The sequence below is a fragment of the Marinobacter shunpengi genome, assembly GCF_045449695.1.
In the GTDB taxonomy this organism is placed as follows: Bacteria; Pseudomonadota; Gammaproteobacteria; order Pseudomonadales; family Oleiphilaceae; genus Marinobacter.
Map to the genome: position 1 here is coordinate 600,620 of NZ_JBJJKZ010000013.1, position 12,038 is coordinate 612,657.

The window sequence follows — 12,038 nt, forward strand, 5'->3', positions numbered from 1 at the left end:
ATGGGGCCTAAAAGCATAGCGGGCCTTGCAGGGGCCCTGGTCGTTATCCTGCTGGTCCTGTCCAGTGTGTTCATCATCCCGGAAACCCACCGGGGTGTGGTGCTGCGCTTTGGTGAGCTGATCGAGACCGATGTGCCGGCGGGGCTGCACTTCAAGGTCCCGGTGGTGGATCAGGTGCGGCAGTTTGATATCCGGGTGCTGACCACGGACCTGCCCGCCAAGCAGTACCTGACCATCGAGAAGAAACCGCTGGATGTGGATTCCTACGTGGCCTGGCGTATCCGTGACGTGGACGAGTACTACCGGTCCACCGGTGGCGACGAGTTGCGTGCCCAGTCACTGCTGCTGTCCCGTATCGACAATGGCCTGCGGGACGAGTTCGGTGTCCGTACCATGCATGAGGTGGTCTCCGGCCAGCGCGATGAGCTGATGGAAACCTTGCGGGGCCGGGTCAATGAGCGGGTCATGGAAGCGTTCGGTATCGAGGTGCTGGACATCCGGGTGAAGGCCATCGAACTGCCCGAATCGGTCAGCCAGAACGTCTACCGCCGCATGGCCACCGAACGTGAGAAGCTGGCCCAGGAGTTCCGTTCCCGGGGGCGTGAGCTGGCCGAAGGTATCCGCGCCGACGCCGATCGCCAGCGCACGGTGGTCCTGGCGGAGGCTTTTGCCACCGCCGAGGAAACCCGCGGTGAAGGGGATGGCGAGGCCGCCCGTATCTATGCGGGTGCCTATGGCCGAAACCCCGAGTTCTACCAGTTGTACCGTAGCCTGGAGGCCTACCAGAAGACCTTCTCCGGCAAGGACGACATTATGGTGATCGACAGCAACAACGAGTTCCTGCGGTATTTCAAGGAGGCCAGCCCGGCAACCGAGTAATACCTGGGGTGGTTTGACCCGAAAACCGGGCCCCTCCGTCAGCTGGCGGAGCGGTCCGGTTTTTTTGCGACCGTCAAAGGTGTAGAATCCGCCGGGTTTTGGGTAAAGTTTGGTGCCGCCCCGGGCTCCCCGCCCCAACTGAATTCAGCAGAAGGTAAACAGGATATGACGGTTTCTGACCGCTGGCTGCTCCCCGACGGCGTCGAGGACATCCTGCCGCCCCTGGCCGGCCAGATCGAATCCCTGCGCCGGGACATCATGGATACCTGCCAACGCTGGGGGTACCAGTTGGTGATCCCGCCGCTGATCGAATACCTGGAGTCCCTGTTTACCGGCACCGGCCATGACCTGGCCCTGCAGACCTTCAAGCTCACCGACCAGCTCACCGGTCGCATGATGGGGGTCCGGGCCGACATGACGCCCCAGGCCGCCCGCATCGATGCCCATACCCTGCACCAGGAAGGCATCACCCGGCTCTGTTACGCAGGCCATGTGCTCCATGCCCGTCCACAGCATATGCTGACCGGGCGTACGCCCATCCAGGCTGGTTGCGAGCTGTTCGGCAGTGCCTCGGAGGAGGCCGACCTGGAGGTGATCCGCCTGATGCTGGAAACCCTGAGGGTGGCGGGCATTGGCGAGGTGCACCTGGATCTGGCCCATGTGGCCATTTACCAGTCACTGATTGAGGCGGCGGCGTTCAACGACGAGACCGAGGCGGCCATTTTCGACGCCATGGCCCGCAAGTCGGTACCGGAGCTGGACCAGCTTCTGGGTGACTGCCCGCCGGATTCCCCCGGCGCCCTGCTGAGGGTGCTGGCTCGGGTCAGTGGCGGTCGTGATGCCCTGGGGCGTGCCCGGGAGGCCCTGGCCGGTGCGCCGGACAACGTACTACAGGCACTGGACCAGTTGCAGCGGGTAGCGGATCATCTGATGGAAACCCACCCTGATCTGAGCCTGGGTTTCGATTTCTGCGAGTTACGCGGCTACAACTATCACACCGGCCTGGTGTTTGCGGTCTATGTGCCCGGTCACGGCGATGCAGTAGGCAAGGGTGGCCGTTACGATGCCATCGGCCAGGATTTTGGCCGTGCCCGGCCTGCCACCGGCTTCAGCCTGGATGTCAGGGCGCTGGTGACGCTGGGGCGCCGTGCCGGTCGCTCCCGTTCGGCGATCTGGGCCCCGGCGGACGCCGATCCCGCGCTGGACGCCACCATTGCCGGCTTGCGGATGACGGAAACCGTGGTGCGCGCACTGCCCGAGGATGCCGGTGCCGATCCGGCGGAACGGGGCTGTGATCGGGTACTGGTGCAGCACGACGGGCAGTGGGTGGTGGAACAACTGGGCGCATACTGACGCCGGGCGTGGCCCGTGTTCGGATGCACCCGCATTCATTCTGACAGTGACCGGTCCCTGGCCGGACGGTATGAGAGATTGTCATGGGAAAGAACGTCGTAGTGCTGGGCACCCAATGGGGTGATGAAGGCAAAGGAAAAATCGTCGACCTGCTCACCGACCAGGTGGCGGCTGTGGTCCGTTTCCAGGGTGGCCACAACGCGGGCCACACCCTGGTGATCGAGGGCAAGAAAACCGCGCTGCACCTGATCCCCTCCGGTATCCTGCGAAAGCATGTCCAGTGCCTGATCGGTAATGGCGTGGTGCTGTCCCCGGATGCCCTGCTCAAGGAGGTACGCCAGCTTGAGGACAGCGGAGTTGCGGTCCGTGACCGGCTGCGCATCAGTTACGCCTGCCCGCTGATCCTGCCCACCCACATCCGCATTGACCAGGCCCGTGAGCGGGCCCGGGGCAATGACAAGATCGGCACCACCGGTCGTGGTATCGGCCCCGCCTACGAGGACAAGGTGTCCCGTCGTGGCCTGCGCCTGGGGGACCTCCACAATCCCCGGGCTTTCGAGGAAAAGCTGCGGGAGATCATGCACTACCATAACTTCGTGCTCACCGAATACTTCGGGGAAGAGCCCGAGGACGTGGACCAGGCCCTGGCCACCCTGAAGCAAATGGGCGACGAGATCCTGCCCATGGCCGCAGACGTCACCGACCTGCTGCACGACTACCGCAAGCGCGGTGAGAACATCCTGTTCGAGGGCGCCCAGGGCTCCCTGCTGGATATCGACCTGGGAACCTACCCCTACGTCACCTCCTCCAATACCACCGCGGGCGGTACCGCCACCGGCTCCGGTTTCGGCCCCCTGTTCCTGGACTATGTGCTGGGCATCACCAAGGCCTATACCACCAGGGTGGGTTCCGGTCCCTTCCCGACGGAACTGTTCGACGACCTGGGCCAGCACCTGGCGGTGAAGGGCAACGAGATCGGCACCACCACCGGTCGCTCACGCCGCTGTGGCTGGTTTGACGCCGTGGCCCTGCGCCACGCCATCCAGATCAACAGTGTGTCCGGTATCTGCCTGACCAAGCTGGATGTGCTGGATGGCATGGAGACGGTCAAGGTCTGTGTGGGCTACAAGACGCCGGATGGCGAGATGAGTCGCCCGCCGATCAACTGTGAGGAATACGGTCTGATCGAGCCGGTTTACGAGGAACTGCCGGGCTGGAGCGAGAGCACCGTCGGGCTGACCAGTATGGACCAGCTTCCGGCCAACGCCCGTGCCTATATCCGCTTCCTGGAGGAGCAGATCGAGGCGCCCATCGATATTATTTCCACCGGTCCGGACCGGGTGGAGACCATTACCATGCGTCATCCGTTCGGGGCATAATCCCGGTCCGGAAGCCATGATGAAAAAGCCCCTGACGCGGTGATCGCTTCAGGGGCTTTTTCGTTGTGGGGCGGTCGCAGCGGTGTGACTTTCTACCGTGCAGACTCCTCTAACCGGGCTTGCGGGCGATCACCGTGGCCCGCTGTGGTCCGGGATAACCCTCGATGGTAAGGGTGTGGTCATTGGGATCCAGGAAGTGCTCCAGGGACTGGAACCGCATCCAGTCCGTGGGCCGTTGCTCCATCGTGGTGGTGACCGTGACATCCACCACCTCGGCCCCCTCCAGGCCGGCCCTGGCCATCCAGCGTAACAGGGTGGGGCACGAGGGCAGGAACCAGACGTTGCGCATGCGTCCGTAGCGATCCTCCGGCATCAAGGTATAGCCTTCCGGGCCCTCCACCACCAGGGTTTCCAGCACCAGCTCGCCGCCGGGGCGCAGGGTGTCCTTCAGCTCCAGCAGGTGGTCGATGGGGGAGCGTCGATGGTAGAGCACTCCCATGGAGAAAGTGGTGTCGAAGTATTCCAGGGGACGGGGCAGGTCCTCGATGCGCAGGGGCAGCAGGTCCACCGGGGCCGTGGGCTGGTATCGCTTGACCGCCAGGAACTGGAACAGGAACAACAGGCCCGGGTCAATGCCGATCACCTCCGCCGCGCCGGCCCCGAACATGCGCCAGAGGTGGTAGCCGGAACCGCAGCCCACATCCAGAACGCGGCGACCGGACAGGTCCGACAGGGCGGGCGCCACCCGGTCCCATTTCCAGTCGGAGCGCCACTCGGTGTCGATGTGGGTGCCGAAGAAACGGAACGGTCCCTTACGCCAGGGCATCAGCCCTCGCAGCCCCTTCTCCATCAGCTCCGCTTCCGGGGACGACAGGGGAACCAGGCTATCCACCGTCACCTCGCTGCGGTCGCCATAGACCATTGAATCCTGTCGGTCGGGCAGGTGGGCAAGGGCATCCTGCCAGCGCGGCAGGTCGCCGTGGGGGTTCTCCACAAAGCGGCGGTAAAGCTGGGTGCGGATGGCATCGGCCCAGTCCTGCCAGCCTTCCTTCTCCAGGCGTAGCAGCATGTCTGACCAGGTGGCCTGCCAGTCGAACTCCGCCATGGTAATACTCACTCCTCAATCAGGCCGGCTTGAACGCCAGCATGGATACAAAATTAAAGCACTGGTACCAGACCATGATGTTCCGGAAGCCAGCCTGTTCCAGCCTGGCCCGGTGTTCCGCCAGGGTTTCGGGAATCAGCACCTGCTCCAGGGCGGAACGCTTCTGGCTGATCTCCAGGTCTGAGTAGCCATTGGCCCGCTTGAATTCATGGTGCAGCCGGGTCTGGGTGTCCTGTTCGGCGTGGTCCTCGAAACGGATTTTTTCCGACAGGATCAGTACGCCCCCCGGGCGCGTGGCCTCGGCGATGCGGGTCAGCAGCTCCAGGCGCCGGTTCGGATCCACGAACTGCAGGGTGAAGTTCAGGGTGGTCACCGACGCATCCTTGATCGGCGTGTCCAGGATATCCTCGCAACGTAACACCACCGGCTGGGGATGATCGTCCAGGGCGATGTAATGTTCGCAGCGCTCGATCATGGCACCGGAATTGTCCACCCCCACCAGGGTGCAGCCGGATTCCCGCATGCCATGGCGCATGGCCAGGGTCGAAGCGCCCAGGGAGCAGCCCAGGTCATAGCAGTGGGAGCCAGGCTGTACGTACTGCTCGGTGATGACCTCGATCATCGGGATGATCGTGGTGTAGCCGGGCACGGAGCGCCGGATCATGTCCGGGAAGACCCGGGCCACTGAGGCATCGAAGCGGAAGTCCTGCCGGGGCTGGTCGGCGGCGTACAGGGTGTCCAGCGCCTGGGCCGGTTTGGCCGTTCTGTTGCGATCTTCTGTCATGATGTTTCCGTCACTCCTGAGCCTGTATGGCAGTCGGGTGGCAGCGTATGCCCCGGTTCTTGTAGTCCACCAGGATGCCCTGGTACCCGGGGTCCGCGTCGGCGGCAATGGCCAGATAGCCATTCTGGCAGGTGGCGTGCAGTTCCGACGATCTGGAGGACATGCGGAAGGGCTGGTCCGGCGTGATGTGGATGGCCTCGAACTCGCCCACCGGCACATGGTCCTTGTTGTCGCTGTGGCTGATCCTGCCACTCATTTCCAGCACCACGACCGTGGCGATAATGCTGACCACGGCAGTGGCAATCAGGCTGCGGATGCTAAAGGAGGCCTCGCGTTGGCTCATGGTGTCTCCGAATGCGAATGTGTGTCAGGCGGGGTTAATACTGGCCGGGAATGGTCAGCACCGGCCCCTGCAGGGCCGCGAGCTGTTCCCGCAGCGACAGCACCTGGTCAGACCAGAACCGGGGCTGGGCAAACCAGGGGAAGAAGCGGGGGAAGGCCGGGTCGTCCCAGCGCTGGGCCAGCCAGGCGCAGTGGGACAGTTGCCGGTAGCAGCGCAGGGGTTCGATCAGGTAGCGTTCCCGGCGGTTGAAGTCCCGGAACATCTCGTAGCCCTCCAGCAATTCGCCAAACTGGAGGCCGCGTTCCTGGTCGTCCCCGTTCAGCAGCAGCCACAGGTCCTGTATGGCCGGCCCGCTGCGACAGTCATCCAGGTCCACAAACAGCAGTTGCTCTTCGCGCACCAGGATATTGCCGGCGTGGCAGTCGCCGTGGAGGCGGATACTGGTGAGTTCGCCGGCTTCATCCACCAGCCGGGCACAGGCGTCGATCAGGTCTGGAATCAGGCTGTCCCAGGCCGGGCGCAGGTCGTCCGGAACCCAGCCGTTGTCCGTCAGATAGGCACTGAAGTTGGTGATGGCGGGCAGGATCGACATGGCCGGCCGGTGCTGGAAGGGTTTACTGGCACCAATATTGTGAAGCTGGCCCAGCCACTGGCCCAGGCGGTAGAGGGTATCCGGGGTACTGGTGTCGGGGGCCTGTCCGCCCCGCTGGGGGAAGACCGCAAACAGGAAGTCGCCGCCGCGACCGAGGGTGTCGCCGGAGGGCAGTCTCATGGGTGCCACCACGGGCACGTCCGCGTCCTCCAATTGCAGGGTGAAAGCGTGTTCCTCGCGGATCTGGTCCTCGGTCCAGCGTCCCGGCCGATAGAACTTGACGATCACCGGCGGCTGGTCGTCCAGCCCCACCTGGTATACCCGGTTCTCATAGCTGTTGAGGGCAAACAGTCGACCGCTGACGGGAAAACCTTCGTCTTCCACCGCATCCAGGATGATATCCGGTTTCAGATTGTCATAGGGATGGCTGCTGGTGCTGGCCGGTTGGTCGTCCGAGGACATGGTGCTCCCGTTGCGCTGTTAGAATAAGAGAGACAGTATACCGGTTCCTGAGCCGACAGTTCATCAGCCCGGAGGAATGAGGTGGAAACCCTGGAAATCGATACGGTGGTGATCGGCGCCGGCGTGGTGGGCCTGGCCGTGGCCCGTGAGCTGGCACAGGCGGGCCAGCAGGTGATCGTACTGGAACGGGCCGGCCACTTTGGCGAGGGCATCTCGTCCAGGAACAGCGAAGTCATCCATGCCGGACTCTACTACCCGAAGCATTCCCTCAAGGCGCGCCTGTGCCTGCAGGGCAGGGAGCTGCTCTACGACTATTGCCGCCATTTTCCGGTGGGCCACCGACAGACGGGAAAGTGGATCATTGCCAGCGATCAGGGCCAGCACGAGCGGCTGGAGCAGGTGCACCGGGCCGCGACGGACAACGGGGTTGAGCTGCAGGTGGCGGAAGGGGCGTCGCTGGAGCGGGCATTGCCGGGGGTGAAGGCCACCGCCGGGCTGTTCTCTCCCCGTACCGGCATAGTCAGCAGTCATGATCTGATGGTGTCGCTGCTCGGAGAACTGGAAGCCGCCGGGGGGCAACTGGTCTGCCAGGCTCCCGTGGAGGCTGCGTACAGCGATCATGCCATGCACCGGCTGACGGTTGGCGGGGCGTCGCCCTGCGAGGTACGGTGCCGGCGGGTGGTGAACGCCGCCGGCCTGGAGGCGGTCCACCTTGCCCGCTCCTGGTCCGGCCTTGATGCGGCTGCCTGCCCGGAAGCGCACTTTGCCCGGGGCGTCTACTTTTCCTACAGCGGGCGTCACCCGTTCAACACCCTGATCTATCCGGTCCCCGAACCCGGTGGCCTGGGTGTCCACCTGACCCTGGACCTGGCCGGGCAGGCCCGGTTCGGACCGGATGTGGAGTGGGTGCCGGCGCCGGACTACACCGTTGATCCGGGGCGCCGCCAGGCCTTCGCGGCGTCGGTCCGTCGCTGGTGGCCGGGGCTGGATCCGGCACGGCTGCAGCCGGCTTACGCAGGGGTCAGGCCCAAGCTGGCGGGCCCGGACAGCGGGTTCGCGGATTTTCGCATCGATGACGAAGGCCATCATGGTATTCCGGGACTGGTTCACCTGTTCGGTATAGAATCACCGGGGCTGACCGCCAGCCTCGCTATCGCCCGCCATGTGAGAGAACGACTGGCCTGATCGCTGCACCGGTGTGCGGGCCAGGGCCCAGACTTCCACGGTGCGGGCGCCATGCCGGCGCAGCAGCGAGGCCAGGGTGCGGGCAGTGGCGCCGGTGGTGACCACATCGTCCACCACCGCCACATGCCCGGGCACCGTCCCGGTAACCTCGAACACGCCCCTGAGGTTCGACAACCGCTGTCGCCGGTCCAGCCCCGACTGGGCGGTGGTGGCGCGGACCCGTTGCAACAGGCCATCCGTCCAGGGAATGCCGGTGCCAAGGCTGATGGCCTCGGCGATTTCCGCCGCCTGGTTGAAGCCGCGCCTGCGCTGGCGTTTGCGGTGCATGGGCGCGGCGACCAGCAACTGCGGCCGCCGCTCGGGTTCCTCCGCCAGCATATCCTTCACCTGCGTCACGTAGTCCGCCAGCAATGGACGGGCGAACTGCCGCTGGCCCCGGTACTTGTAACGGCCAATCATCCGGTCGACCGGGAACTGGTAGCGCCAGGGGATGAAGGCCCGCCCGAAGGCCGGTGGACGCTTGAGGCACTCGCCGCAGACCAGACCGGGCCCCGGCGCCGCAAGCACCAGGGGCAGGCCGCACCGGAAGCAGGCGGTGGTGTTGGCCGGCAGGTCTTCACGGCAGCCCCCGCAGAGTCCGTTCGAGGACTGGGGCGCCAGGCAGGAGACGCAAAGATCGGGCAGTATCCGGTGATTGTCACCGGTGGCTGGAAACCTGGGATGTCCGGTGATCTTGTTAACCAGATGTCGAAATCCGGTTGACAGGGAGGCGAGGGGCTTTATCATGCGGTTTATCCGTAAACCTGATTCGCTAAAAAGTTAACAGGATAACCCCATGACTGCTACCGCCATCCGACACGACTGGTCCCTTCAGGAAATCAGCGACCTGTTCGCGCTCCCCTTCAACGATCTGATCTTCAGGGCCCAGGGTGTCCACCGGCAGCATTTCGACCCCAACGAGGTCCAGGTCAGCACCCTGCTGTCCATCAAGACCGGCGCCTGTCCCGAGGACTGCAAGTACTGCCCCCAGAGCGGCCACTACAACACCGGTCTGGAGAAGGAAAAGTTGCTGGAAATCGAAAAGGTGGTCGCGGAAGCCAAGGCCGCCCGGGAGAAAGGGGCGTCACGTTTCTGCATGGGGGCCGCCTGGCGCAGTCCCACCAAGAAGGACATGCCCTACGTCACCGAGATGGTACGCCAGGTCAAATCCCTGGGCCTTGAAACCTGCATGACCCTGGGCATGCTCAACGACGACCAGGCCACCGAGCTGGCCGACGCCGGGCTGGACTACTACAACCACAACCTGGACACCTCCGAGAAGTACTACAATCACATCATCACCACCCGCACCTACCAGGACCGTCTGGACACCCTGGAGCGGGTACGCAAGGCCGGCATGAAGGTCTGCTGTGGTGGCATCATGGGAATGGGTGAGGATGCCGATGACCGCTCCGGGCTGCTGATGCAGCTGGCCAACCTGCCGCACCATCCGGAAAGTGTGCCCATCAACATGCTGGTCAAGGTGGCCGGCACCCCGATGGAAGACGTGGAAGACCTGGATCCTTTCGAATTCGTGCGCACCATCGCCGTGGCCCGCATCCTTATGCCCCAGTCCCACGTACGCCTGTCCGCCGGTCGTGAGGATATGAACGACCAGATGCAGGCCCTGTGCTTCATGGCTGGCGCCAACTCCATCTTCTATGGTGAAAAGTTGCTGACTACCGCCAACCCGGAAGCGGACCACGACCGTCAGCTGTTCAAACGCCTGGGTATCCGTCCGGAAGAGCGTGCGGTCAAGCACTCCGAGGAAGAGCACGAGGAAGCCCTGGTTCACGCCCTGGAGGAAGAACGCAACCGTCACCTGTTCTACGACGCCGCCAAGAGCGCCTGATGCGAGACTTCGCCGCCGAACTGGAGCAGCGCCGGGAAGCCGGGCTCTACCGCATCCGCCGCCAGATGTCCGGTCCCCACCAGCCGCTGCTGACGGCGGACGGTGAACCGGTACTGGCCTTCTGTTCCAACGACTACCTGGGCCTGGCCAGTCACACCGAGCTGGTGGCCGCCACCCGGGCCGGCCTCGACAAACATGGCCTGGGCGGCGCCGCCTCCCACCTGATCTGCGGTCACCACAGTGAGCACCACCGCCTGGAGGAGAAGCTGGCGGCCTTTACCCGACGCTCCGGGGCACTGTTCTTCTCCACCGGCTACATGGCCAACGTCGGCGTGATCACCGCGCTGGCGGGGAAGGGCGATACCATCTTCTCCGACGCCCTCAACCACGCCTCCATTATCGACGGCTGTCGCCTCAGCGGTGCCCGGGTGCGTATCTACCCCCACTCGGATACCGAAACCCTGGCCGAACAACTGGCGGAAACCGACGGCCACAAGCTGGTGGTCACCGACGGCGTATTCAGCATGGATGGCGACATCGCCCCCCTGCGGGAACTGGCGGCCCTGTGCCGACGCCACGACGCCCTGCTGGTGGTGGACGACGCCCACGGCTTCGGCTGTGTCGGCCCCGAAGGCAGGGGCTCGGTGCTGCAGGCTGGCCTGTCGGAAGAGGACGTTCCCCTGGTAGTGGGCACCCTGGGCAAGGCCTTCGGCACCAGCGGCGCCTTCGTCGCCGGCCCGCCCATGCTACTGGACTACCTGGTCCAGAAAGCCCGGTCCTACATCTACACCACCGCCATGCCACCGGCCCTGGCCACCGCTTCCTGCCGCAGCGTTGACCTGGTGGAACAGGATGAACACCGGCGCGGGCACCTGACCCGGCTGATCAACCGCTTCCGCTCCGAAGCGGCGATCATGGGCTATGAGCTGATGCCTTCGGCGACCCCGATCCAGCCCATCATGATCGGTGATCCCCACGAAGCGGTACGCCTGAGCGGTGAACTGGAGAGGCGGGGCTTACTGGTTACCGCCATACGCCCGCCAACCGTCCCCCAGGGGGAATCGCGGCTGCGGGTCACCTTCAGTGCATCCCACACCGAAGAACAGCTGGACCAGCTCCTGACCGCCCTTCGTGAATGCGCTCCCCAGGGTGTCGTGGACCGGGCCCTGGCCAATGCCTGAAGCCCTGTAGTCCGGCAACCGCTGGCATGCCATCATTTGCGATAATCATGAAACCCTTTCCTGCGTTGCGCCTGCCCCACTCCTGAGCCAGGCGCAACGACAATCCACCGGGAGGACCGAATCTTGGCCAGACGAACCTACTTTGTCACCGGCACCGATACCGAAGTCGGCAAGAGCGTTGTATCGGCCGCCATCCTGCAGAAAGCCGCCGACCTGTCCCTGCGCACCGTGGCCATGAAACCCGTGGCCTCCGGCTGCGAACAGACACCGGACGGCCTGAAGAACGAAGACGCCCTGCTGCTGATGGAACACATGACCGAAGTGCTGCCCTACGAGCAGGTCAACCCCATCGCCCTGGAACCGGCCATCGCCCCCCACGTCGCCGCCATCCAGGCCGGCCGGACACTCTCCGCCCAACGACTGGTGGGCCTGGCCCGGGGCCTGATGATGAAACCCGCCGACCTGATGCTCATCGAAGGCGCCGGCGGCTGGCGGGTCCCCCTCAACGACCGGGAAACCTATGCCCGGGTCCCCAATGAATTGGGCCTGGGCGTCATCGTCGTCGTCCCCCTGCGCCTGGGTTGCATCAATCATGCCCTGCTTACCGTCGAAGCCATCCGCCACGACGGCCTGACCGTCGCCGGCTGGGTCGCCAATCGCCCCGAGGAAACGGTCATGAGCTGCGAGGAAGAAACCCTGGATTTCCTGAAGGGACATATGGGGGCGCCGTGTCTTGGTGTACTGCCATGGTCTCCGACGGCGGATATCAATGCGCTGGCGGGGGAGCTGGATATTGAGCCGTTGCTGGGAAGGGCTTCTCCGATTTGATGTATCTCTTTTTGGAGGTACGCACGTAGTCGGAGAGCAAGCGGTGGGGTGCCCTT

At 64.4% G+C, this 12,038-nt stretch carries 12 protein-coding genes; 7 read left to right on the plus strand and 5 right to left on the minus strand.

What is annotated here, in order from left to right:
• The 3 genes from hflC (at nucleotide 1) to ACJO2E_RS12035 (ending at nucleotide 3,611) form a co-directional block, all read left to right on the plus strand.
• Complete coding sequence (hflC, locus tag ACJO2E_RS12025; RefSeq protein WP_406964114.1) at nucleotides 1-879, plus strand: protease modulator HflC; 879 nt, start codon at nucleotides 1-3, stop codon at nucleotides 877-879.
• Nucleotides 880-1,044: 165 nt separating this feature from the next.
• Nucleotides 1,045-2,232 carry an ATP phosphoribosyltransferase regulatory subunit gene (locus tag ACJO2E_RS12030; RefSeq protein WP_406964115.1) on the plus strand — a complete coding sequence of 396 codons (1,188 nt, stop codon included), beginning with the start codon at nucleotides 1,045-1,047 and terminating at the stop codon, nucleotides 2,230-2,232.
• Between the two features lie 83 nt (nucleotides 2,233-2,315).
• Nucleotides 2,316-3,611, plus strand: a complete 1,296-nt coding sequence (locus tag ACJO2E_RS12035; protein WP_406964116.1) for an adenylosuccinate synthase — start codon at nucleotides 2,316-2,318, stop codon at nucleotides 3,609-3,611.
• Between the two features lie 109 nt (nucleotides 3,612-3,720).
• Here ACJO2E_RS12035 and cmoB read toward each other — a convergent pair whose 3' ends face one another.
• The 4 genes from cmoB to ACJO2E_RS12055 are packed head-to-tail and all read right to left on the minus strand — an operon-like array spanning nucleotide 3,721 to nucleotide 6,897.
• Nucleotides 3,721-4,722: a tRNA 5-methoxyuridine(34)/uridine 5-oxyacetic acid(34) synthase CmoB gene (gene cmoB, locus ACJO2E_RS12040; protein ID WP_406964142.1), complete on the minus strand. Its 1,002-nt coding sequence runs from the start codon at nucleotides 4,720-4,722 to the stop codon at nucleotides 3,721-3,723.
• A gap of 13 nt (nucleotides 4,723-4,735) precedes the next feature.
• Nucleotides 4,736-5,500, minus strand: coding sequence for a carboxy-S-adenosyl-L-methionine synthase CmoA (gene cmoA / locus ACJO2E_RS12045; protein ID WP_406964117.1), 765 nt, complete (start codon nucleotides 5,498-5,500; stop codon nucleotides 4,736-4,738).
• A gap of 10 nt (nucleotides 5,501-5,510) precedes the next feature.
• A complete protein-coding gene (locus tag ACJO2E_RS12050; RefSeq protein WP_406964118.1) occupies nucleotides 5,511-5,843 on the minus strand; it encodes a PA3694 family proteiin in 333 nt (110 codons plus the stop codon).
• A 34-nt stretch (nucleotides 5,844-5,877) separates the two neighbouring features.
• Nucleotides 5,878-6,897: a serine/threonine protein kinase gene (locus tag ACJO2E_RS12055; protein ID WP_406964119.1), complete on the minus strand. Its 1,020-nt coding sequence runs from the start codon at nucleotides 6,895-6,897 to the stop codon at nucleotides 5,878-5,880.
• 81 nt (nucleotides 6,898-6,978) lie between these two features.
• On the opposite strand from ACJO2E_RS12055, the gene ACJO2E_RS12060 reads away from it, so the two are divergent.
• The gene (locus ACJO2E_RS12060) at nucleotides 6,979-8,082 is read left to right on the plus strand and encodes an NAD(P)/FAD-dependent oxidoreductase (RefSeq protein ID WP_406964120.1); all 1,104 of its coding nucleotides are present in this window, start codon (nucleotides 6,979-6,981) and stop codon (nucleotides 8,080-8,082) included.
• On the opposite strand, the gene ACJO2E_RS12065 is transcribed toward ACJO2E_RS12060, so the two are convergent.
• Entirely contained in the window at nucleotides 8,023-8,868 is an 846-nt protein-coding gene (locus ACJO2E_RS12065; RefSeq protein ID WP_406964121.1) for a ComFC family protein, read from the minus strand. The genes ACJO2E_RS12060 and ACJO2E_RS12065 overlap by 60 nt on opposite strands.
• A 49-nt stretch (nucleotides 8,869-8,917) precedes the next feature.
• Here ACJO2E_RS12065 and bioB point away from each other — a divergent pair, with 49 nt between their 5' ends.
• From bioB to bioD, 3 genes are all read left to right on the plus strand, one after another.
• Nucleotides 8,918-9,973 (plus strand): biotin synthase BioB, encoded by a 1,056-nt coding sequence (gene bioB / locus ACJO2E_RS12070; RefSeq protein ID WP_406964122.1) that lies wholly within the window; start codon nucleotides 8,918-8,920, stop codon nucleotides 9,971-9,973.
• Complete coding sequence (gene bioF / locus ACJO2E_RS12075; RefSeq protein ID WP_406964123.1) at nucleotides 9,973-11,154, plus strand: 8-amino-7-oxononanoate synthase; 1,182 nt, start codon at nucleotides 9,973-9,975, stop codon at nucleotides 11,152-11,154. The genes bioB and bioF overlap by 1 nt, the downstream gene beginning before the upstream one ends.
• A 123-nt stretch (nucleotides 11,155-11,277) precedes the next feature.
• Nucleotides 11,278-11,982, plus strand: a complete 705-nt coding sequence (bioD, locus tag ACJO2E_RS12080) for a dethiobiotin synthase (RefSeq protein ID WP_406964124.1) — start codon at nucleotides 11,278-11,280, stop codon at nucleotides 11,980-11,982.
• The last annotated feature ends 56 nt before the right edge of the window (nucleotides 11,983-12,038 follow it).

Bases quoted from the DNA above. Each gene is read 5' to 3' on its own strand.
- hflC (WP_406964114.1), top strand. From the start codon at position 1: ATGGGGCCTAAAAGCATAGCGGGCCTTGCAGGGGCCCTGGTCGTTATC.
- ACJO2E_RS12030 (WP_406964115.1), top strand. From the start codon at position 1,045: ATGACGGTTTCTGACCGCTGGCTGCTCCCCGACGGCGTCGAGGACATC.
- ACJO2E_RS12035 (WP_406964116.1), top strand. From the start codon at position 2,316: ATGGGAAAGAACGTCGTAGTGCTGGGCACCCAATGGGGTGATGAAGGC.
- cmoA (WP_406964117.1), bottom strand. From the start codon at position 5,500: ATGACAGAAGATCGCAACAGAACGGCCAAACCGGCCCAGGCGCTGGAC.
- ACJO2E_RS12050 (WP_406964118.1), bottom strand. From the start codon at position 5,843: ATGAGCCAACGCGAGGCCTCCTTTAGCATCCGCAGCCTGATTGCCACT.
- ACJO2E_RS12055 (WP_406964119.1), bottom strand. From the start codon at position 6,897: ATGTCCTCGGACGACCAACCGGCCAGCACCAGCAGCCATCCCTATGAC.
- ACJO2E_RS12065 (WP_406964121.1), bottom strand. From the start codon at position 8,868: ATGATAAAGCCCCTCGCCTCCCTGTCAACCGGATTTCGACATCTGGTT.
- bioB (WP_406964122.1), top strand. From the start codon at position 8,918: ATGACTGCTACCGCCATCCGACACGACTGGTCCCTTCAGGAAATCAGC.
- bioF (WP_406964123.1), top strand. From the start codon at position 9,973: ATGCGAGACTTCGCCGCCGAACTGGAGCAGCGCCGGGAAGCCGGGCTC.